This window comes from Bradyrhizobium sp. ERR14 (genome assembly GCF_014198235.1).
Classification (GTDB): Bacteria; Pseudomonadota; Alphaproteobacteria; order Rhizobiales; family Xanthobacteraceae; genus Bradyrhizobium.
Genome location: NZ_JACIHD010000006.1, coordinates 345,469 through 367,719 on the forward strand (window position 1 = coordinate 345,469; position 22,251 = coordinate 367,719).

General features: G+C 64.0%; 17 protein-coding genes. 3 read left to right on the forward strand and 14 right to left on the reverse strand.

Going from position 1 to position 22,251, the window contains the following annotated elements:
• Positions 1-6: 6 nt before the first annotated feature.
• From GGD62_RS19820 to GGD62_RS19855, 8 genes are all read right to left on the reverse strand, one after another.
• Complete coding sequence (locus GGD62_RS19820; protein WP_179739457.1) at positions 7-1,257, reverse strand: adenylate/guanylate cyclase domain-containing protein; 1,251 nt, start codon at positions 1,255-1,257, stop codon at positions 7-9.
• Positions 1,254-1,643 (reverse strand): response regulator, encoded by a 390-nt coding sequence (locus GGD62_RS19825; RefSeq protein WP_018315558.1) that lies wholly within the window; start codon positions 1,641-1,643, stop codon positions 1,254-1,256. Before GGD62_RS19825 ends, GGD62_RS19820 begins: the two co-directional genes overlap by 4 nt.
• The gene (locus GGD62_RS19830; protein WP_183709696.1) at positions 1,640-4,237 is read right to left on the reverse strand and encodes an ATP-binding protein; all 2,598 of its coding nucleotides are present in this window, start codon (positions 4,235-4,237) and stop codon (positions 1,640-1,642) included. Before GGD62_RS19830 ends, GGD62_RS19825 begins: the two co-directional genes overlap by 4 nt.
• Before the next feature lie 146 nt (positions 4,238-4,383).
• Complete coding sequence (locus GGD62_RS19835) at positions 4,384-7,479, reverse strand: MexW/MexI family multidrug efflux RND transporter permease subunit (RefSeq protein WP_183709698.1); 3,096 nt, start codon at positions 7,477-7,479, stop codon at positions 4,384-4,386.
• Between the two features lie 70 nt (positions 7,480-7,549).
• Positions 7,550-8,743, reverse strand: coding sequence for an efflux RND transporter periplasmic adaptor subunit (locus GGD62_RS19840; RefSeq protein ID WP_018315555.1), 1,194 nt, complete (start codon positions 8,741-8,743; stop codon positions 7,550-7,552).
• A 1-nt stretch (position 8,744) separates the two neighbouring features.
• Entirely contained in the window at positions 8,745-9,431 is a 687-nt protein-coding gene (locus tag GGD62_RS19845; protein WP_183709809.1) for a TetR/AcrR family transcriptional regulator, read from the reverse strand.
• A 161-nt stretch (positions 9,432-9,592) separates the two neighbouring features.
• Entirely contained in the window at positions 9,593-10,183 is a 591-nt protein-coding gene (locus GGD62_RS19850; protein WP_183237957.1) for a thiamine pyrophosphate-dependent enzyme, read from the reverse strand.
• The gene (locus GGD62_RS19855) at positions 10,180-10,722 is read right to left on the reverse strand and encodes a phosphonopyruvate decarboxylase (protein WP_183709700.1); all 543 of its coding nucleotides are present in this window, start codon (positions 10,720-10,722) and stop codon (positions 10,180-10,182) included. Before GGD62_RS19855 ends, GGD62_RS19850 begins: the two co-directional genes overlap by 4 nt.
• Before the next feature lie 105 nt (positions 10,723-10,827).
• On the opposite strand from GGD62_RS19855, the gene GGD62_RS19860 reads away from it, so the two are divergent.
• From GGD62_RS19860 to GGD62_RS19870, 3 genes are all read left to right on the forward strand, one after another.
• Positions 10,828-12,048 carry a cytochrome P450 gene (locus tag GGD62_RS19860; RefSeq protein WP_183709702.1) on the forward strand — a complete coding sequence of 407 codons (1,221 nt, stop codon included), beginning with the start codon at positions 10,828-10,830 and terminating at the stop codon, positions 12,046-12,048.
• A gap of 194 nt (positions 12,049-12,242) precedes the next feature.
• A complete protein-coding gene (rocD, locus tag GGD62_RS19865; RefSeq protein WP_092259610.1) occupies positions 12,243-13,457 on the forward strand; it encodes an ornithine--oxo-acid transaminase in 1,215 nt (404 codons plus the stop codon).
• A 589-nt stretch (positions 13,458-14,046) separates the two neighbouring features.
• Positions 14,047-15,420: a Spy/CpxP family protein refolding chaperone gene (locus GGD62_RS19870; RefSeq protein WP_246800165.1), complete on the forward strand. Its 1,374-nt coding sequence runs from the start codon at positions 14,047-14,049 to the stop codon at positions 15,418-15,420.
• A gap of 164 nt (positions 15,421-15,584) precedes the next feature.
• Here GGD62_RS19870 and GGD62_RS19875 read toward each other — a convergent pair whose 3' ends face one another.
• The 6 genes from GGD62_RS19875 to GGD62_RS19900 form a co-directional block, all read right to left on the reverse strand.
• Entirely contained in the window at positions 15,585-15,776 is a 192-nt protein-coding gene (locus tag GGD62_RS19875) for a hypothetical protein (RefSeq protein WP_092259961.1), read from the reverse strand.
• A gap of 604 nt (positions 15,777-16,380) precedes the next feature.
• Positions 16,381-17,244, reverse strand: a complete 864-nt coding sequence (locus tag GGD62_RS19880; protein ID WP_183709706.1) for a sugar phosphate isomerase/epimerase — start codon at positions 17,242-17,244, stop codon at positions 16,381-16,383.
• Positions 17,244-18,434, reverse strand: coding sequence for a dihydrodipicolinate synthase family protein (locus GGD62_RS19885; protein WP_183709708.1), 1,191 nt, complete (start codon positions 18,432-18,434; stop codon positions 17,244-17,246). Before GGD62_RS19885 ends, GGD62_RS19880 begins: the two co-directional genes overlap by 1 nt.
• Before the next feature lie 136 nt (positions 18,435-18,570).
• Positions 18,571-19,722 (reverse strand): Gfo/Idh/MocA family protein, encoded by a 1,152-nt coding sequence (locus tag GGD62_RS19890; RefSeq protein WP_092259617.1) that lies wholly within the window; start codon positions 19,720-19,722, stop codon positions 18,571-18,573.
• The gene (locus tag GGD62_RS19895; RefSeq protein ID WP_183709710.1) at positions 19,719-21,116 is read right to left on the reverse strand and encodes a hypothetical protein; all 1,398 of its coding nucleotides are present in this window, start codon (positions 21,114-21,116) and stop codon (positions 19,719-19,721) included. The genes GGD62_RS19890 and GGD62_RS19895 overlap by 4 nt, the downstream gene beginning before the upstream one ends.
• Positions 21,117-21,319: 203 nt before the next feature.
• On the reverse strand, positions 21,320-22,165 hold the full coding sequence (locus GGD62_RS19900) for an ABC transporter ATP-binding protein (RefSeq protein ID WP_183709713.1): 846 nt from the start codon (positions 22,163-22,165) through the stop codon (positions 21,320-21,322).
• Positions 22,166-22,251: the final 86 nt, after the last annotated feature.

Below are 22,251 nucleotides of genomic sequence, written 5' to 3' on the forward strand. Positions count from 1 at the left end.
GAACTCCTATTCCAGTTGCATGCGAATGCCCTTGGCGCCGTTGAGTAGGCGCTTCAGGTGAAAGCCGGCCAGGGAATCGTCGGCGTGCATGCCGACCAGCGCGGCAAAGGCCGGCATGGCCGCGGCATCACCGGCCTCCATCTTGGCGAAAGCCTCCGAATACAGCGCCGTTTCCGGCGCTTCGAACTTGCCCGGTGGGAGCGGCTCGAACGCGCGCAACGGCTCGCTGCGTCCGCGCAGCATCAGCTCCCCCACGGGGCGGCCTTGAAAATTCTCAGCCGCCTCGGCGACGCTGGCGCTGACGCAAATGCGGGTGCCCAGATGCTTGTTGGCGGCCTCCAGCCGCGCCGCGATGTTGATGGAGTCCCCATACGCGGTGTAATCGAAGAAGCGGTTGCCGCCGAAATTGCCGACCAGCGCGGGACCGGCGTGAATGCCGATGCGGGTGGCACCGAAGGTCACGCCCATGGCGCTCTGGCGCGCGCGAAAGTCCTGCGCCCAGGCATCGAGCTCATGGGCGCAGGCGACCGCACGCGTGGCATAATCCGGCTGATCGCCGGGCGCGTTGAAGAGCACCTGGATCGCATCGCCGATGATCTTTGCGACCGTGCCCTCATGGGCGAAGACGATTTCGGTCATGCCGCCGACATACTCGTTAAGCAACTTGCCCAACGTCTCGGGCGGCGCGCTCTCGACCAATGAGGTGAAGCCGGTAATATCGGTGAAGATGGTGGCGACATCGCGCCACTGCACTTCGATGCCCTCGCCGTCGCCGCTGGCGGCCAGACGCTTGGCAAGCTCGGGCGAGAAATGACGCGATAGCGCGGCATGGGCGCGCTCGGCTTCCATCTGGCGCCGCCGCACCTCGCGCAGCATCTCGATATGGCGGATGGTCTTCTCGATGGTGGCTTCCAGATCGGCGAAGTCGATCGGCTTGGTCAGGAAGTCGAACGCGCCGCGGTTCATTGCGGTGCGGATATTGCTCATGTCGCCATAGGCCGAGACAATGATGGTCGACTTCTTGTCCTCGGCCTCCTGGAGTTTCGCGAGCAGCGAGAGGCCATCCATCCTGGGCATGTTGATATCGGAGACCACCATGTCGACCTGCGGGTTCTGCTCGAGCGAAGCCAGCGCCTCGATACCGTCGCGGGCGAATATGATGGCGACCTGTCCGTCGCGGATCTGCCTGCGAAACTTTTGCAGGACCAGCGCTTCGAGATCCGGCTCGTCGTCGACGAAGAGGATGGTCGCGCTCATGCGGCTTGCTCGAGCCTCGTGTCGATCTCCTGTCGCAGCAAGGCAAAGTCGATCGGCTTGGTGAGAAGCCCGACGGCGCCGCGCTCGATCGCCTTTCGCCGCGTCTCGGCGTCGCCATAGGCCGTGATCATGATGACGGGGACGTCCGGATGCGCGGCACGCACCTTCGGCAGCATGTCGAGCCCGCTCATGCCGGGCATGTTGATGTCGGACAGGATCAGGATCAGCGAAGGATCGCGAACCTCGGCGGCCCGCTTGAGCGCATCGGGCGCCGAGGAGGCGAACTCCATCTGGAAGCGGCCGGCGCGCAGCTCGCGCCGGAATTGCTGCCGGAACAGCGCCTCGACGTCGGGCTCGTCGTCGACGACCAGGATGTAAACGTTCACGACTTGCCTCCGGAAGTGCCGTCCGCCGCCATCGTGCGCGGCAGGGTGATGATGAACTCGGTGAATACACCTTGTGTGGTGTTCACGTCGATGGTGCCACCGTGCTGCTTCACGACGATGTCATGGCTCATGGAGAGGCCGAGCCCAGTGCCCTCGCCGGCCGGCTTGGTGGTGAAGAAGGGATTGAACATCTTCTCCTTCACCTCGGGCGGAATTCCCGTGCCATTGTCACGAATCCGGATCTCGACGCTGCCACCAAGGTCTTTTGTTGCTGCGCTCAAACTCGGCTCGAAGGTCTCACCCGCGCTCTCCTTGCGCTTGGCCGTGGCATAGAAGCCGTTCGAGATCAGGTTGAGCAAGACGCGCGTGATCTCCTGCGGATAGATGTCGACCATACCGGCAGCGGGATCGAACGTGCGCTGGAGCGTAACGTTGAAGGACGGCCGTTCGGCGCGCGCGCCATGATAGGCGAGATTGAGGCTCTCCTCGACGATCGCATTGATGTCGACGGCCCGATGCTCGCCGGAACCCTCGCGCGAATGCAGCAGCATGTTCCTGACGATGGAATCGGCGCGCTTGCCGTGCTGCACCACCTTCTCGAGATTGCTCCTGAGCATGCGGGTCAGCTCGTCGACCTCCTCCCTGGTCTTGCCGTCGAGCGCAGCCGATTGCAGCGCCTCGTTGAGCTCATCGATCAGCTCCGTCGAGAGAGCGGAGAAATTGTTGACGAAGTTGAGCGGGTTCTTGATCTCGTGGGCGATGCCGGCGGTGAGCTGGCCGAGCGAGGCAAGCTTCTCGGTCTGGATCAGGCGATCCTGGGCGGCGCGCAGCTCGCTCAGGGATTGGGACAGTGCCTCGGTGCGCTCACGCAACTCTCGAAGCAGCCGCGTGTTCTCGATGGCGATGACCGCTTGCCTGGTGAAGTTTTCGACCAGCGCGATCTGCTTGTCCGTGAAGAGCCGTACCTCCTTTCGAAAGATCGTAATCGCGCCGATCAATTGATCTTCCTTAAGCATGGGGACGACCATGAGCGTGCGGGCTCCGGCAACCTCCACCATCGGAATGACATTGGGAACGCGAGCCAGGTAAGCCGGGCTCTCCCTAAGATCGGGAACCTGCGAAGACTTTCGTGTCTGGACGACAGTTTCAAGCGTGGTGCCGGGATAAGGACGCATCGGTGTGCGTCGCCTGAAATCAGAGAACTCGGATGGAAGGTTGTAGTCCGCAGCCAGATTGAACTCTTCGCCGTCCCAAAAATTCATCGTTCCAAAGGATGCGCCGCACACGCGCGTGGCATTCTCCAGCATTTTGCGAAACACCGGCTCCAGCTCGCCCGGCGAGGAGCTGATCACTTCCAACACTTCGGACGTTGCGGTCTGCTGTTCCAGCGATTCCCGCAGTTCCGCAGTGCGCTGCTCGACCTTGTTTTCGAGGTCGGCATAGGATTCCTGCAAGCGCGCGCCCATGTCGTTGAACTGGTCGGCGAGCCCTTCGAGCTCGTCGCCCGTCCGGATCGAGATGCGCTGGGAGAAGTCGCCACCGCCGATCCGTTCCGCACCGCTGCGCAGGGCCTGGATCGGCCCGACCATGCGGCGCGCAAGGAATACCCCCGCAAGCACCGCGAAGATCGACGCCCCGAGCAGCACGATCGCAAGCCGCTGCAGCGAGGCGTAGAGCGACGCATAGGCCTCCTCGACCGGCAGCTCGACGAACATGGTCCAGTGCAACGGCTCGATTGGTGCCGATGCGGTCAGGACCTTCTGGCCCTGGATGTTGCGCGCTTCCTCGAGCGCGTCCGGCATGGTGCCGCCGGCCGCCTGCGCGGCGCGCACCTGTGCGAGGCCGGACATGTCGGTGTTGCGCAGCACGAGACTGATATCGGGGTGCGCGATCAGGCGCCCTTCCGGGCCGACGACATAGGCATGCCCGTGCTGGCCGACCTTGATCTGCGAGACCACGTCCCAGATCAGCTTGAGATTGACCTCGGCAATACTGACACCTGCATCCCTGCGCGCGCCGGCCAGCGCCAGCGTCATGTAGGGCTCAGACTCCCGGCGGAAATAGACCGGACCGTAATAGACCTTGTGCGCGACCGCCTCGGTGAACTTCGGATCATTGGACAGGTCGATCCCGCTCTCGATCGCATCCATCGCCAGCCGCGAGACCCGCAACCGTTCCTTGCCGGTCGAATCCACCTGGGCAAGCTCGGTGATCCCGGGCACCTGGCGCAGCAGCCGCAGCGCGTCGAACCGGCGCTGCTCGGTCGAGCCCGCCGACCACGGCAGTTGCGTCGTCCATCCGAGCTGGTTCTCGATTTCCTTGACGAATTGGCCGATCTTGGCTGCGGCCGCCTCGGCCTGCTCATGCTGGACCCGGATCAGCGAAGCCTTGTGCTCGCGATAATAGAAGAAGACCTCGAACAGGCCGTTGGCCAGCAGCGCGATGGCGACGACAGCCACGAACAGCGCGACATATTTGGTGAACAGCCGGGTCCTGATCCCCCGCCCCGCACCCGCGCCGGCAGCGACGCCATCCGAGGCCGCGCTCGGCAGCGTCCTGGCTTGCGGGGTGTCGGGATGGAGAGAAAGGCTCATCACCCGGAACCTAGCAAGAAGACGGGACCTTGTCTTTCGCAAGCGCGGGATAAGGCCCCATCCAGTGAGCCCGGCGCCCGGACGCAACAAAAAGGGCGGCAGCGGACCCGCCGCTGCCGCCCTCGTTCGCTTGCTAGCTTGCGGCGTCAGGTCGGCCGCAGGGCCTTGGAGCCAAGGTCGAGCTCATTGACCTGCTTGTTCCGCTCGGAATCGGCGGCCGCGCGATGGTCGGTTGCCAGCACCACATAGACCGCGGGCAGCACGAACAGCGTGAACAGCGTGCCGATCGACATGCCGGCCACGACGACCAGGCCGATCGAGAAGCGGCTGGCCGCGCCCGCGCCGGTCGCAGTCAGGAGCGGGATCAGTCCGGTCACCATCGCGGCCGTCGTCATCAGGATCGGCCGCAGGCGGATGCGGGCCGACATTTCGATGGCCGAGCGGCGGTCGAGCCGCTCGTTGACCTGGAGCTCGTTGGCGAACTCCACCATCAGGATGCCGTGCTTGGTGATCAGGCCGACCAGGGTGAGCAGACCGACCTGGGTGTAGATGTTCATGGTCGCCACGCCGAAGAACAGCGGGATCAGCGCACCGACGATCGCCATCGGCACCGAGATCATGATCACCAACGGGTCACGCAAGCTCTCGAACTGCGCGGCCAGCACCAGGAAGATGATGATGAGCGCGAAGCCGAAGGTGATCGCAAGCTGATTGCCTTCCTGCACGTACTGCCTGGAGTCGGCGAGATAGTCGTGGCTGAAGCCTTGCGGCAGCTTCTTGGCCTCGCTTTCGAGGAAGTCGACCGCCGCACCGACGGTCACGCCGGGCATCGGCACGGCCGAGAACGTCGCCGAATTGAGCTGATTGTAGTGCGTCAGCGAGTTTGGATCGGTCTTGGTCTCGATCGACACCACCGTCGACAGCGGAAGCTGCTGGCCGGTGTTGGTCGTCACATAGAAGCCACCGAGCGATTCCGGCGACAGCCGCTTGGCGCGCGGAACCTGCGGGATCACCTGGTAGGACCGGCCCTCCAGATTGAAGCGATTGACGTAGTTGCCACCCAGCAGGACCGCGAGCGTGGCGCCGAGGTTCTGCATATTGACGCCGAGATCCTGCGCCTTGGTGCGGTCGATCGTGACCTTCACGTTCGGCTGGTTGTAGGCAAGATCGCTGTCGGAGACGATGAACATGCCGCTCTTGCGCGCAGCGTCCTTCAGCTTCTCCATCTGCTCATAGACCGTCTGGAACCCGGCGGTGGAATTGATCACCATCTGCACCGGAAGACCGCCCGGCCCGCCCGGCAGCGGCGGCAGGTTGAACGCGAAGGCCTGCACGCCCTCGATCTTGGAGAGCTCGGCCTGCACCAGCGGCTTCAACTGGATCGACGAGCGCTTGCGCTCCTCCCAGGGCTTGAGCAGCATGCCGGCGATGCCGCCCTGCGGGCCGTTGATGCCGTTCAGCACGAAACGCAGATCGGTCTCGGGGAATTTCGAAAATTCATGGTCGAGCTTGTCGCCGTAGAAATCGACATAGTCGATGTTGGCGTATTTCGGCGCTTTGGTCACCGCGAACACGATGCCCTGGTCTTCCTCGGGCGCCAGCTCCTTCGACGTGTGCATGTAAAGGAAGCCGACGAGTCCGAGGATCGTCACCGCGAACAGGCCCGTGATGGCCTTGTAGTCGAGCGAGCGGTCGAGCCTGCGGCCGTACCAGCGCGTCAGCGCGCCGAACACCTTGTTGACGGTCTTGGCGAAGCGGCCCTCTTCGGTGTTCTTCAGCAGCACCGAGCACATCATCGGCGACAATGTCAGCGCGATCACGCCCGACACGATCACCGAGCCCGCCAGCGTGAAGGCGAATTCGCGGAACAGCGATCCGGTGAGGCCGCCAAGGAAGCCGATCGGCGCGTACACCGCGGCGAGCGTGATGGTCATCGAGATGACCGGGCCGACGATTTCACGCGCGCCTTGCAGCGACGCCTGGACCGGCGTCTTGCCCTCCTCCAGATGGCGATGGATGTTCTCCACCACGACGATAGCGTCGTCGACCACAAGGCCGATCGCCAGCACCATCGCGAGCAGCGTCAGAAGGTTGAAGCTGAATCCCAGCGCCAGCATCAGGGTGCAGACGCCGATCATCGACAAGGGAATCGTGACGACGGGAATGATGACCGACCGCAGCGACGCCAGAAACAGGAAGATGACCACGATCACGATGATCACGGCTTCGCCGAGCGTCTTCTCCACCTCGTCGATCGAGGACTGGATGAACTTGGTCGAGTCGTAGGCGACCTTCATCTTCATCGACGGCGGCAGATTGCGCTCGAGCTCGGGGAACAGCGCGCGCACGCCCTTGACCAGCGTCAGCGGGTTGCCCTGTGGGGTTGCCTGCACACCGATGAAGATCGCGTGCTCGCCGTTGAAGGCGACGCTCGCATCCGTGCTTTGGGCGGCAAGCTCGACGGTGCCGATGTCCTCCATCCGCACGAAGCCGCCGTCCTTGGCCTTGACGATCATCTTCTTGAACTGGTTGACGTCGGTCAGGCCCGTGTTCGTCGAGACGTTCGAGACGATGAGATAACCCTTGGTCTGCCCCGCCGCGGACTGGAAGTTGTTGGCGGTGATCGCCGCCGCGACGTCGGCCGGCGACACGTTGCGGCCGGCCATCTTCTCGGGATCGAGCCACAGCCGCATCGCGAAGGTCTGGCCGCCGAGAATGTCGGCGGAAGCCACACCGTCGACGGTCGACAGCACCGGCTGCACCACGCGCGTCAGATAATCCGAGATCGCCGAGCCCGAGAGCTCCTCGGACGAGAAGCCGAGATACATCACGGCCGTAGTCTGGCCCGTAGTCTTGGTGACGATTGGGTCGTTGGATTCCTTCGGGATCAGGTATTTGACCGAATTCGTCTTCGCCAGCACCTCGGTGAGAGCCTGGTTCGGATCGAAGTTCAGCTTGATGTAGACCTGGATCGTCGAGGTGCCGAGCACCGAGGACGAGGTGATGTAGTCGACGCCCTCGGCGGACGCGACCGCCTGCTCGATCGGCGTGGTGATGAAACCCTGGATCAGATCCGCGGACGCGCCCGGATAGACGGTCGTGATGTTGATGACCGTGTTCGACAGCTTCGGATATTGCCGGATCGGCAGCACCATCGCCGCGCGCAGGCCGATCAGCAGGATCAGCAGACTGACGACGACCGACAGAACCGGGCGTTTGATGAAAATATCGGTAAAGCGCATCGCGGCGATCTCGATCTATATGTCTCAAGAAAAGTGATCCGGCCGAGCCGGATCACTTGAATGCAGAGGGTCAGTAGCGCGGCGGCTGCGCCGGGATCTGCGGAGCCGGGTCGGTCGAAATCGACACCGCCGCGCCCGATTGCAGCTTGAGCTGGCCGACGGCAACGACCTTGTCGCCCGCCTTCACGCCCTTGATGATTTCGACGCGACCTTCGACCCGGTTGCCGGTCTGCACGAAGGTGCGCACCGCGGACAGGCTGGTCTTGCCGTCTTCTTCCTTCTTCTCGGTGATCACGAACACCGAGTCGCCGTACAGCGTGTAGTCGACCGCCGTCTCCGGAACGGTGATCACGGCCGGCTTGTCCGGCAGCACCACCGTGGTGGTCACGAACATGCCGGGCTTCAGGATCTTCTCCGGATTGGCGATCGTCGCCTGCACGCGGATGTTGCGGGTGTCGGTCGAGATTTGCGGTTCGATCGTGGTGATCTTGCCTTCGAAGATACGACCCGGATAGGCATCGACCTTCAACTTGACAGTCTGGCCGACCTTGAGGCTGCCGGAATCCTTTTCCGTCACGGTGAAGTTGGCCCACAGCTCCGACAGATCGGTCAACGACACGATCGCCGTACCCGCCGTCAGATACTGACCGACCTCGACCTTGCGGACGCCGAGATCGCCGGAGAACGGTGCGCGCACCAGCTTCTGCGAGATCAGCGCCTCGGTCTTGGCGATGCCGGCCTGCGCCTGGTCGTAGGCGGCCTGCGCGGTATCGACGGTCGCCTGCGGACCGAACTGGCGCGCGGCCAGCTGCTTGGCACGATCAAGCGACAGCTGCGCGACGGTCGCCTGGGCCTTGTAATTGGCAAGGTCGCCCTGCTCCGGCGCGTCGAACAGCTGGACCAGCGGCGTGCCGGCTTCGACGCGCGTGCCCGGCGCGAACTTGATCTCGGTGACGCGGCCGTTGACGTCGGCACTGACGTCGACCTGGTGCACGGCGACGAGGCCGCCGACCGCGGTGAGCAGGTTCGGCACCACCTCGGACTTGGCCTCCGCCGCGCTGACCGCGGTCGGCGGCGGCTTGTTGTTGGCGAAGAACTGCTTGATCATCTGGCCGCGGAAATAATTGAACCAGACGAGGCCGCCGACCAGCACCGCCAGGAGCGTGCCGACGATGATGAACCAGAGCACCGGCCGGACCGGACGCTTGGGAGCCTTGTTGTCGATCGGTTCGCCCGAAATCTTGTGTTCGGTTACGATGTTCATGTCATGCACTCTCTGCAATCGCCGCCTTGCCGGCATCCGCGGCCTGATTGTGGCCCAGATGCGAAGCAATTGCGGCGTCGTTAAGTCCGATACCCCTCAGGAGAAACTCACACAGCTGCCGCTCGAGGTCTTCAGCCTTGCCGTAAGCGAGGCAAGGCGTGGCCGGCAGCCTGGTCAGCGCCGCAGTCATCACCGAGTGATGCGCAAACCAGAACAGATTGAGTGGATTGCCGCTGCATAGCCGCGCGTCCCCGGCGGCAACGGCACGTTCGAGCGAGGAGACGAAGATCGCCCCGATCAGCGTCTCGATCTTGGCATACAGCAAACGGGCGAATTCGCCATCATCCAAATGGCTCGTGGCCATCAGTCGCAGGCGCTGAGCCTCTTCCTGATCGGGACCATCAGCGATGTGCAGGAAATGCTCGACCATGCCGCGGATCACTTCGACCAGCGTGGCGGTCGAAGGCTCCCGCTCGAGAAGCTCGGTGAGCGCCGGGTCGGCCTCGCATTCGTCGCTGAGGATTTCGGCGTAGAGCGCCGCCTTGGACGGGAAATGCTTGAACAGCAACGCCTCGGAAATGGCAGCGGCGGCCGCCACGCTCTTGGTCGTGGTGCCGGTATAGCCATGTCGGGCAAAGCAGCGTTTCGCGGCTCCGAGGATCAATTGACGCCTCAGGTCGCTCGTCATACGCAATGAGCTCATGCTAGTGAGTAAGCACTCACCCACGCAAAAAGTCAAGCACTATGTTGCATCGCAACCTGAGTGCGTCGTTAATTCAGTGGAAATTGGCCCTGCCTGCACGGCTTCCGTGCAGGACCTGGGCGCCGGTGGGCACGGACAGGGCCGCCCTAGATTGGCTGGAAGCCGAGGTCGCCGCGGATCCGGTTGAGGATGTAAGTCCCGTCCCGGCTTGGCAAAATCCGCTCCAGGCTGGCGCTGTCGATCTTCATATTGGCAAAGCGCGGCCCCGCAGAGACGTCGTGGACGGCTTTGGCAAAGGCCTCGACCTCGGCCATGGTCGTGACGGCCCGGCTATCCCCGATGCCGCAGGCCTTGGCGACGCCAACGAGATCGGCGGCAGCGGAGGTGTGGCTGGTCTGGCCGCCCGTTTCGCCATAGGCCTCGTTGTCGAGCACTGCGATCGAGAGGTTGGACGGCTTCTGCAGCCCGATGGTGGCCAGGCTGCCCATGCCCATCAGCATCTCGCCGTCGCCGGTGATGACCAATACCGGCAGTTTTGGCTGCGCCAGGGCGAGCCCCAGCCCGATCATCGCGGCGCCGCCCATGCCGCCCCAGAGGTAGAAATTGCGGGCGTGGTCGCCGGCCGCGCACATGTCGTTGGTGGAGGCTCCGAGGCCGCCGATCGCGACGACGTCCTTGCGGTTCGCGAGCAGCGTGGACACCACCTGGCGGCGATCGAGGAGATTAGCCTTACTCATTTGGTGAAAACCTTGGCGCCGATCAGGCGCTGCGACAGAAGGACAGCGGTGGGGGTGAGCGCGTTGTAGGCTTGCGACGCAGCGGCTTCGAGCACGGCCGGCGCCTCGGCCGCGCTGGAGGCCCGCAGCACCTGGACACCCGACAGCTCGAACACGCCCTGCGTGGTCGAGCCCATCGGCACCTGCCACGGATTGAACTCGCCCCACTCGCCGCGCATGGTCACCAGCGTCAGGAACGGGAAGCGCAGGATCGGGATCAGCGACAGCATGTTGATGCAATTGCCGACGCCGCTCGACTGCATCAGCAGGACGCCGCGCTGTCCGCCGGCCCAGGCGCCGGCAAGAAGCGCCACGCCCTCCTCTTCCGTCGTGAGCGGAATGCCGCGCATCGTGGACGATGCCAGCACGCGCTGGATCAACTTGGAATGGCCGGCATCCGGCACGTAAGGTACCTGCCTGACATCGAAGCGTTGCAAGGTCGCGAAAATATCGTCGGGCCAATTCGGCGCCGTGTCGGCAGCGTCAGCGCGTGCGTGCATTTTCCTGTCCGGTCGGCTAGCAAGGTGGGCAGACTGTAGACGCATGCATGCGCCGACCAGAACAACAAAAACGGCATAACGGCTTTAACCGGCGAGTATAACGGGATGAACGCAGATGCGAAGGCGCTGGCGGCAAGCTTCGACCTCGAGAAGCTGACGCCGGAATTCTACGACGACCCCTACCCGACCTATCGTGCACTGCGGGAGAACGAGCCGGTCAAGCGTCTGCCGAACGGCACCGTGTTCCTGACCCGCTATGACGATCTCGTCACCACCTACAAGAACACCAAGTCGTTCAGCTCGGACAAGAAGCGCGAGTTCGCGCCGAAATACGGCGACACCCCGCTCTACGAGCATCACACCACCAGCCTCGTCTTCAACGATCCGCCGGCGCATACCCGCGTGCGCCGCCTGATCATGGGCGCGCTGTCGCCGCGGGCGATCGCCGGCATGGAGCCTGACATCGTCAAGCTGGTGGACGATCTGCTCGATGCCATCGCGGCCAAAGGGGCTTGCGAGCTGATCGAGGATTTCGCCGCGTCCATCCCGATCGAGGTGATTGGCAATCTGCTCGACGTGCCTCACGAGGAACGCGGGCCACTGCGCGACTGGTCGCTGGCGATCCTTGGTGCGCTCGAACCCGTGGTGTCGCCCGAGGTCGCCGCGCGCGGCAACAAGGCGGTGACGGATTTTCTCAGCTATCTCCAGACGCTGGTGGCATGCCGGCGCGACAAGCCGGGCAATCCCGAGCGCGATGTGCTGACGCGCCTGATCCAGGGTGAGGAGAATGGCGAGCGGCTGACCGAGAAGGAGCTGCTGCACAATTGCATCTTCCTGCTCAATGCCGGGCACGAGACCACCACCAATTTGATCGGCAACGGCCTCGTCGCGCTGGATCGCAATCGCGACCAGAAGCAGCGGCTGATCGGCAATCCCGACATGATCAAGACCGCCGTCGAGGAGATGCTGCGCTATGAGAGCTCGAACCAGCTCGGCAACCGCATGACCACGGAAAAGATCGAACTCGGCGGCGTCATGCTCGATGCCGGCACGTCGGTGACGCTGTGTATTGGCGCCGCCAACCGCGATCCCGCACAGTTTCCGGACCCCGAGAGCTTCGACATCGCGCGCACGCCGAACCGGCATCTCGCCTTCGCCACCGGCGCGCATCAATGCGCCGGCATGGCGCTGGCGCGGCTGGAGGGCGCGATTGCGATCTCGCGCTTCCTGGCGCGCTTCCCGAACTATGCCGTCAGCGGCCAGCCGGTGCGGGGCGGACGGGTGCGGTTTCGCGGCTTTTTGAGCGTGCCCTGTAGGATCGGCTGAGGGCTCGACACCAAAAACTGCGAAAACAACCCCATGCACAGTAGAGAACCCTCTGATACTTTTGGCAAATCAGATCGGGCTACGCCACCGGAGGGATGAAGACTTCCAAGGCGGCAAGTTGATACCCAGATCAAGCTGAGGGCCGGCGGTGCAGTCGGTTGGCACCGCCGCGCGCAGCCATGGAGTGACGACAGATGAGCGCGTCGGTCATTGATTTCGTCGCAACGGAAGCACGCTTTGGGGCCCATAATTACGAGCCGATCGGGGTCGTCCTGTCCCGCGGCGAAGGTGTCTGGGTCTGGGATACCGAGGGCAACCGCTATCTCGATTGCCTCTCGGCCTATTCGGCGGTCAGCCAGGGCCACTGCCACCCCAAGATCCTGGCGGCGATGGTGGAACAGGCGCACAGGCTGACGCTCACTTCGCGCGCCTTCCACAACGACCAGCTCGCCCCCTTCTACGAAGAGATCGCGGCACTGACCGGCTCCCACAAGGTGCTGCCGATGAACAGCGGCGCCGAGGCGGTCGAAAGCGCGATCAAGTCGGTGCGCAAATGGGGCTACGAGGTGAAGGGCGTGCCGGACGGCCAGGCCGAGATCATCGTCTGCGCCAATAATTTCCACGGACGCACGCTGGGCATCGTCGGCTTTTCAACCGACCCCGACACTCGTACACATTTCGGCCCGTTCGCGCCGGGCTTCAAGATCATCCCGTTCGGCGACGCCACGGCGCTGGCGGAGGCAATCACACCAAACACGGTCGCCTTTCTGGTCGAGCCGATCCAGGGCGAAGCCGGTGTCATCCTTCCTCCAGCCGGTTATTTCGCTGAGGTGCGGGAGCTCTGCACCACCAACAACGTGATGCTGGTGCTCGACGAGATCCAGACCGGGCTCGGCCGCACCGGCAAGCTTCTCGCCGAACAGCACGAGGGAATCGAGGCGGACGTGACGCTGCTCGGCAAGGCCTTGTCCGGCGGCTTCTATCCGGTGTCGGCCGTGCTCTCGAACAACGACGTGCTCGGGACATTGAGGCCCGGCCAGCACGGTTCGACGTTTGGCGGCAATCCGCTTGCCTGCGCGGTGGCGCGCGCGGCGCTGCGCGTGCTGACCGAGGAAGGCATGATCGAGAACGCGGCCAGGCAGGGCGCGCGCTTTCTGGAAGGCTTGAAAGACATTCGTGCCAACACGATCCGCGAGGTGCGCGGACGCGGCTTGATGCTGGCGGTTGAGCTGCATCCCGAGGCCGGCCGCGCCCGCCGCTACTGCGAGGCGCTTCAGAGCAAGGGCATCTTGGCCAAGGATACCCACGAGCAGACGATCCGCATCGCTCCGCCGCTGGTGATCACAAGCGACCAGGTCGACTGGGCGTTAGAGCGGCTCGCCACCACCCTGACGCAGGATTTCTCTTGAGGCAGCCTGCGTCGGAAGATCGCAATGCCGGCCGCGGCCGGCAACGAACGATTCCGCCAGCTGTGCGTTGAACGTCGTGGGCGATTACGAGCTGGGAGCGACAATCATGCTTCCGCATGGCGCTTGCCTTACGGCTGCTTTCATTGGTGTCTCGATGCTGGCGACGAGCGTCGGCGCGCTCGCCCAAGGACCCGGCCAGGGACATGGAAGGGGCGGACCTGCCGGTCCGGCCGCAGCGCCGGCAGCACGGCCAGCAGCACCGCCGGCCATGGCCCGTCCGGCGGCGCCGCCAGCGATGGCACGTCCCGCCGCCCCGGCATTCCATCCACCGGCCATGCCGCAGCGACCGGCCGTGGCGCCGCGCCCGGCGCCCCACATCGCCGCACCGCCGCCGCGTCCGGGCCCCCGTTTTGCAGCACCACCGCCGCGAGCCGCCCCGCACGTGGCAGCGCCGCGACCTGAAATCCACCGGGCGCCGGCAGCACCACAACGTCCGGCCATGGCCCCGCGGCCGACGCCGCATATCGCCGCCCCCTCGCGTCCAAGCGGGCCATCGGCTGTGACCGCGCGGCCGCCGCGACAGGAGGGGATGGAGCAGCGCGCGCAGCAGCATCAGCAGCAGATCCAGCAGCGACAGCAAATCGTGCAGCAGCGGCAGCGCGAGATGCTCACGCGTCAGAGCTCGGAACGGCAGAGCCGCATCGATCGGATGCAACAGCGCGTGCAGCAATTGCAGTCGCAGAAGCCGGAAGGCGTGCGGGCGCAACGTGCACAGGAGCGGACGCTGCAGACGCAGAACCGCCTGCTCCAGCGCGAACAGAGCATGCAGCAGCGCGATCAGGCACGCCTGCAGCGGTTGGGCCCCGAGCCCGCCACAGTCGGGCGAGCCGCCACTGCCGTCGCCGCCGTGCAGGCGGCCGAGCGCGGGCGATTTGCCGAACGCTTCCGCGAGCAGGCCCCTGCGCAAGCCCAGGCGGCGCTCACCACCCGCCAGAGCGGCTGGGCTCCCCGGCAGGCCTGGCGACACCGCCATCCCGCGGTGTTCGTGGCGTGGCTTGGGCCGGTGTTCTGGCCTTACGCTTATTCCGACATTTTCAACTACACGTTCTGGTCCTATGGCTACGAGCCCGGTTATTGGGCATATGCCTATGACGACTTCGTCGACACCGTGTTCTGGGGTGGTGACGGCCCCTATTCCGCCTATGCCAGCACCAACCCGTATGATTATCCGCAAGCCGGCGGCAGCAGTCGCGCCCGTCCGCGCGCGAGCGTGAGCCCGCAAACGCTACAGCAATTGTGCGGCACACCGGACAAGGGCGTCACCGCCTGGCCGCTTGCCGATATCGCGAAAGCGGTGCGGCCGACGCCGGAGCAACGCGCGCTGCTCGATGAATTGAAGACCGCGGCGGCCAGCGCTGCCGGCGTGTTCAAGGACTCCTGCGCGGAGACCTATGCACTGACTCCCCCCGGCCGCCTGCGCGCGATGATGAACCGCATCAGCGCGACGCTGGAAGCCGTCAAGATCGTTCGACCGGCCCTGGACAATTTCTACAACTCGCTCAGTGACGAGCAGAAGGCCAGCTTCAATGCGCTCGGCCCGAATGTCGGCGAGCGCTCGCCGCAGCAACAAGCCAACGTCGAGGGCTGCGGCGATCCGAAATCCAGCCTGACCCAGCTGCCGATCCAAAGGATCGAGGCTGTGCTCCACCCAGCCGGCAAGCAGAAGGAGGCGCTCGACCGCCTCAGTGAAGCGACAGCCAAAGGCGTTGAAGGCCTGCAAGCGGCTTGCCCGAACGATGTGCCGCTGACGCCGGTCGGACGGCTGGAGGCGATGCAGCACCGGCTCGAGGCGATGCTGACGGCCGCCAAGCTGGTAGAGCCTGCGCTGGACGAGTTCTATGCCACGCTGAGCAGCGAGCAGAAGGCGCGCTTCAACACGCTGCAACAGGTCGCGGGGCCGTGAGGACGGCATCGCGTTCTCTCGTTGCAATTTGCGTCGCGGTCGAACGAAGCGGGGTCACGTAATCGTCCTGCTTCAAAGCTCAACGAGACCATGTATGTCGCTGCCGCGCACTTTCTGTGAGGGTGCGGCGGCACGTAACGCAAGCGACAGCCTCGTTTCCGACCTCACGAGGACTGCCCAGCCTCATTCGTGTTTGTGATCGCGTTGCATTGCTGGAAGTGAGAAGACAACTCGAGATTAGCCAGATGATCCCAGTATTCCGCTTCTGCGAGCAGCTTCCATTTGTTCATGCTGTTGTACGCGGCCTGTTGGCGGCATAGTGAGCTCATCGCACGCAAACGCTGCACCTTATCCACTGCGAACCTCTCTTCACGCTTGCTTGTTTGCAAGCGCATTCTGTTGTCACAGCTTCGCAGATCGAATTGACAGGTGATAGTCCGGTGTTTGACGGTGAATCAATGATAGCGCAATCGTCCGACTTTTCGGCGAACGGCCGTGGCCGACAAATTCGATCGCAAAACCAGTTTGGCACGGCGCATTGAATTGCAGATCGTCCTTGGCGGTCCTTCGCCGCGCCAAAGCACGCCAGTGCCTTCGGCAAAGCTCGCCAGCCATGTCACGCCGGACACGGCAATGGCCCCGACGGTTGCACGTCGGGGCCATTCAAGGTCAACAGGCATGGGTACATCCGCCGTCCCTGCTGATCGTTGATGCCACTGATTACCGCATCCGATCTGGCACAGACTGTGGCGAGGCTGCGGCATCGGCATGATGACATTCTGCCTGAAAGCTGATGGCAGTCCACCACATCTTTGGTGGTACTCCGACCAGCTCGCCGCCTCGCCAGCGGGGCGAACTTGCGCTGGACCAGTTCTATCGACGCCGAACAGCGGGCAGAACGTCCGCTTCAACACGCTGCAACAGCTCGCCAGCCCGTAGGGGCCGCCACTCGTGGTAACTTTACACCGCCGCCTTATGCCGCGCGATGCAGGTCCGCAGCACCTCCTCCATCGGCTTGCCCCACCAATCGTGGGAGAAGATCTCGATCTCGGAATAGCCTTCAAAGCCCTCCGCTTCGACCGCCGCCCGCACGGATTTGATGTCGATGACGCCGTCGCCCATCATGCCGCGGTCGTTGAGGATGTCCTTTGTCGGCACCAGCCAGTCGCAGACATGGAACGCGAGCAGGCGATCCTTGCCGGCGCGCGCGATCTGGCTCATCAACTCCGGATCCCACCAGATGTGATAGACGTCGAGCGCGACGCCGAGCATGCCGCTGCGAGCAGGATCGAGCCGGTCGCAGATGTCGAGCGCCTGCTTCGTCGTATTCACGCAGGCGCGGTCGGCTGCGTAAGCCGGATGCAGGGGCTCGATCGCCAGCGGCAGCTTGGCCTGCCTCGCGTAGTCGAGCATGTCGGCGAGAGCCTCCTCGACCTGCCCGCGTGCCCGCACAATGTCCTTCGAGGCCTCGCTGCCCGGCCGCGAATATTGCGGCAGGCCGCCGACGACCAGGACGATGCAGGGCGCGCCCAGCGCCTTGGCTTCGTCGACGCAGCGCCTGTTGTCGTCGCGCACTTCGCTCCGGCGCGATGCGTCCGAGGTGAACATGCCGCCGCGGCAATAGCCTGAGAGCTCGAGGCCGGCATCGCGCACTGCGCGCACGGCGCGGTCGAGGCCGACGGATGCCACCTGGTCGCGCCAGGGATCGATGGCGGGGATGCCTTGCTTTGCACAGGCATTGATGATCTCGACCAGGTCACCCTGCTTGCGGACGGTCGCCGTGTTCAGCGACAGCCAGCGATGGTCGGACGAAAAATCGCGCATCAGGATTCGATACCGTGGGTGGCGAGCACGGTCTTCATCCGCTGCGTCGCGAGTTCAGGGTTTGCGAGCAGGCCGGCCTTGTCGGCCAGACGGAACAGCTCGGCCAGATGCAACGTGGAGCGCGTGCTCTCCTGTCCCCCGACCATGGTGAAATGGTCCTGGTGGCCGTTGAGATACGCCATGAACACCACGCCGGTCTTGTAGAACCGCGTCGGCGCCTTGAAGATGTGGCGCGACAGCGGCACCGTCGGCCCCAGCACGTCGTGGAATCCGGCCTCATCCCCGGCCGCCAGCCGCGACAGTGCGTAGGATGCCGCCGGCGCAATGGCGTCGAAGATGCCGAGCAGCGCATGCGAAAAGCCCTGCTCGTCGCCGGCGATCAGCTCCGCATAGTTGAAGTCATCGCCGGTGTACATCTTGATGCGCTTGTCGAGGCGCCGGCGCATGTCGATCTCGCGCTGCTTGTCGAGCAGCGAGACTTTTACGCCATCGACCTTGGCGGCGTTGCCGTTGATGATGGCCACGGCCGTGTCCATCGCCTTGTCGAGATCCGCGGTGCCCCAATAGCCCGCCAGCGCCGGATCGAACATGTCGCCGAGCCAGTGAATGATCACGGGCTCACGGACCTGCGACAGCACGCGGTCATAGACCTTGGCGTAATCGTCAGCGTTGCGGCCAAGCTTGGCCAGCGCGCGCGATGCCATGAGGATGATGCGGCCACCGACCTTCTCCACCGCCGAGATCTGCTCCTCATAGGCGCGGATCACGTCGTCGAGGCTCCTGGCATCCTCGACCGCGAGATGGTCCGTGCCGGCGCCGGAGAACACCAGCGCGTTGCGGCGCTTGGCGGCGGCGACCGAGCGCGTGATCAGCTCCAGCGAGGTCGGCCAGTCCAACCCCATGCCGCGCTGCGCGGTGTCCATGGCCTCGGCAACACCAAGACCGAGGTCCCAGACGTGCTCGCGGAAGGCGATGGTCTTGTCCCAGTCGACGGCAGCCGACAGCCAGGGATCGTTGTCCGCGAAGGGATCGACGACCGTGTGCACGGCCGAGAAGGCTATGCGGTTCAGCGGTCCTTCGAGCTTTGCGGGAAACGTACGGGAGGCTGCGAGCCGGTAGGTCTCGATCGACCGGTCGGCCTTGGGCAGCTTGAGCGACAATGACGACATCGGCAGAACGGGCTTGTTCATGACTTCAGACCTCTCCCCGTCATTGCGAGGAGCGAAGCGACGAAGCAATCCAGACTGCCTCTGCAGAAAGACTCTGGAATGCTTCGCTTCGCTCGCAATGACGGCTTAACAGACATCGAGACTTATCCAATCGATCTCACGCCTTGATCGGCGCGACGTCGATCCAGCGCCGTTCCTTCCAGCTCTTCAGCGCGCATTCGGCGAGCTGCACGCCCTTGACGCCTTCGAGCAGCGTGAACTTGTAGGGCGCATCCTCGTAGACGTGACGGATGAACATCTCCCACTGCTCCTTAAAACCGTTGTCGTAGCTGACGTTGTCGGGCAGCTTCTGCCAGTCGCCGTAGAAATCGTGCAGCCGCTTCTCGTCGGGATTCCACACCGGCCTCGGGGTGGCCTGCCGCGCCTGGATCATGCAGTCGCTGAGCCCCGCGACCGCCGAGCCATGGGTGCCGTCGACCTGGAAGGTGACGAGGTCGTCGCGATAGACGCGCGTCACCCAGGACATGTTGATGTGGGCGATGACACCGCCTTCGAGCTGGAAGGTCGCATAGGCGGAATCATCCGCGGTCGCCTTGTACTTCTTGCCCTGCTCGTCGAAACGCTCGGGGATGTCGGTGTTGCCGATGCAGCTCACGCTCTGGACATTGCCGAAGAGGTTGTCGAGCACGTAGCGCCAGTGGCAAACCATGTCCAGAATGATGCCGCCGCCGTCTTCGTCGCGATAGTTCCAGGACGGCCGCTGCGCTTCCTGCCAACCACCTTCAAACACCCAATAGCCGAACTCGCCGCGCACCGAGAGGATGCGGCCGAAGAAGCCGCTATCGCGCAGGAAGGCGATCTTCTTCAGGCCGGGCAGGAACAGCTTGTCCTGCACCGTGCCGTGCTTGACGCCCTTGGCATTGGCGAGCTTGACGACTTCGAGCGCCTCCTCAAAATTCGTCGCGATCGGCTTCTCGCAATAGACGTGCTTGCCGGCATTGATCGCCTGGGTCAGCAAACCCGGCCGGGCCTGCGTCGTCGCGGCATCGAAGAACATGGTGTCGTTCTTGTCGGCGAGCGCCGCATCGAGATCGGTGGTCCAGCGCGTGATGTTGTAGCGCTTGGCGAGCGCCTCGACCTTCTCGGCGCTGCGGCCGACCAGGATCGGATCCGGCATCACGCGGTCGCCGTTCTTCAGCCGTACACCGCCCTGCTCCCGGATCGCGACGATCGAGCGGATCAGATGCTGGTTGAGCCCCATGCGGCCGGTGACGCCGTTCATGATGAGGCCGAGGCGTTGGGTGGTCATGTCAAATGCTCCTGAAGTGATCTCGGCTGTTCGAGCGGGCGGAGCGCCGACCAGTCCGGATGAACCGACGTCGCAAAGCCCGTTGCGTGAAGCGATCCCGTCAGGAGATCGCCGTTGCGAATGGAGAGGCGGATGCCCTGCCCGGCATCGCCATAGAGATCGGGATGCGCGGCGGCGAACGCCTGCGCATCGGCGAGAGACGTGTCGCCAAAGCCGTCAACATAGTGATGGCCGTTGCGTTCGGCGTGGGTGACGCCGATGAAGGCGCCGAGCGCGAGGTCCTGCTGCACGGCGAGGCCGGCCTGGCAGGTCAGATCCTCACCTGTGATGAAAAACGTTTCAGCGCCGGTAGTCCATTGCGCGGCGCGGGTCGCATTAAGGATCGATTTGTAGAGACCCTTGCAGGATTTCGAGGAGATGCCGCGATAGCCGAGCGGCCTCATCGCCAGAAACGTTCCGTAGGAATCATCGGCTTCGTCAATGATGAAGTCACGCGTGGCGAGCGACCCGAGAGCGGTCTGGAATGTAATATCGCGCGGCATTGGCTGCTCGATGTAAAGAAGCCGGGTCGAGATTCCGTGCAGGGCTGCGTCGCCATCAAGGCGATCGATCAATGCACGCAATGCAGCAAGGTCGGCGTATTGTTCGTTGGCGTCGAGGGAGACCTTGTAGTCACGATCCAGATTTCCGAGTTCTTTGCCGATGCGCGCCAGCCGTGCCACATCTGCTTCCGGATCGCCCGACAATTTGAGCTTGAAATAGCGAGCGCCAGCGTTTTCGCGTACGTCCGCTACCCCACCCTCGCCCTCGATCTTGTCATCGAGGCCAACCGTGTGCCGTATAGCAACCCGCGGCAGAGGCGTTCGGCCCTTCAGAAACCCTGCGATCTCGGCGCCGGTCAGATCGAGTGACATCCGCCCGTCGATCCCCGCGATGTTGTCAGCCATTCCCTCGAAAAAGCTCGCACCGACCGCGCGCAGGAGCGCGTCGAGGATCGCCTTGTCGATTTCCGCCGGACCATAGCCCGCTGCAAGCGGCGGAATATCCTCTTCCGCGCACGCCTTGACTTGGGCGGCAATACACGACGCATGCAATCCAAACGCTGGACGAAACCCGGTCTCCGCAAGATAAAGCCCGCGCGCAATCTCGAGCGACCGCCGCAAGCCATCCACCGTCTGCGCCGGGGACAGCTCCGGCCGCTTGTCGAACCATTTTGGCACGAGCAGCTCGGCACTGGCGCCGACGGCAACGCGCCTGCCCTCCACCTCGATCTCGACTCGCACGAACAATTGCGGCGTCGCGTTGATGGTGATCGCACCGAAGCGGAACGGCCGCGCGAACTGCACGGGACGTTCGAAGAAGGCGATGTCTCGCAGCTTCAGGCGGGGTGACATGGTGCTAGTTGGTCCCGACGATTTCGCCACGGCGGCGGTGCACCTCTCCCGCTTGCGGGAGAGGTCGGCGCAACGCGCCGGGTGAGGGTTTTCTCCTCTTAGGGGTCCTCGCGAGCGGAGACACCCCCTCCCCAACCCTCCCCCGCAAGCGGGAGAAAGAGCGCACCGTTATCGTGGTTGCGACCGAAACCAAACGCATTGCCTTAGTCCAATGCCCCTTGCGAGAAGAAATGCTTGCGGATGCGCTGCACAAGCTCGGTGAAAACCGGGTCGGCCATGACGTCGAGCGAGCGCGGGCGCGGCAGCGGTACGTCGTAGATCGCGGCGATTGCGCCGGGGCGCTCGGTCATGACCAGCACGCGGTCGGCCAGGAACACGGCCTCCGGAATCGAATGCGTGATCAGCAGCACCGTCTTCCTGGTCTCGCGCTGGATCCGCATCAGCTCGACATTCATGCGCTCCCGCGTCAGCGCATCGAGCGCGCCAAACGGCTCGTCCATCAGCATGATTTTTGGATCGTGCACCAGTGCGCGACAGATCGAGGCGCGCTGCTGCATGCCGCCGGAGAGCTGCCACGGCAGCTTCTTCTCGAAGCCTTCGAGGCCGACCAGCTTCAGCAGCGCCTTGGCGCGGGGAAGATATTTGTCCCGGGGCAGCCGCTTCATGTCGATCGGCAGCATGACGTTGGACAGGATGTTGCGCCAGGGCAGCAGCAACGCGTTCTGGAAGACGACGCCGACATTGCCGTGCGGCGTCGTCACCTTCTCGCCCTCGACCAGAATCTCGCCTGATGTCGGCTGCAGCAAGCCGGAGATCAGCTTGAGCAGCGTGGACTTGCCGCAGCCGGATGGCCCGACCACGACGAAGAACTCGCCGTCGTTGATGTGGAAGTCGAGCGGACGCAGCGACGGCACATCGCCGTCGCGCGTCCGGTAGGTCTTCGACACGCCGGACAGTTTGATGCCCGAGGCATCGCCCGCGGCCCGGTCGCTCACCAGTCTCAGATGGGCGGCCGGCTGGACATCGATTGGTTTGGTCGCAGGGTTCATCGCAGCGCTCTCCCCCCGTCGTCCCTGCGAACGCAGGGACCCATACGCCGTGCCGGCGCATCCGGGCACGCGGAGTGAGACCTTTC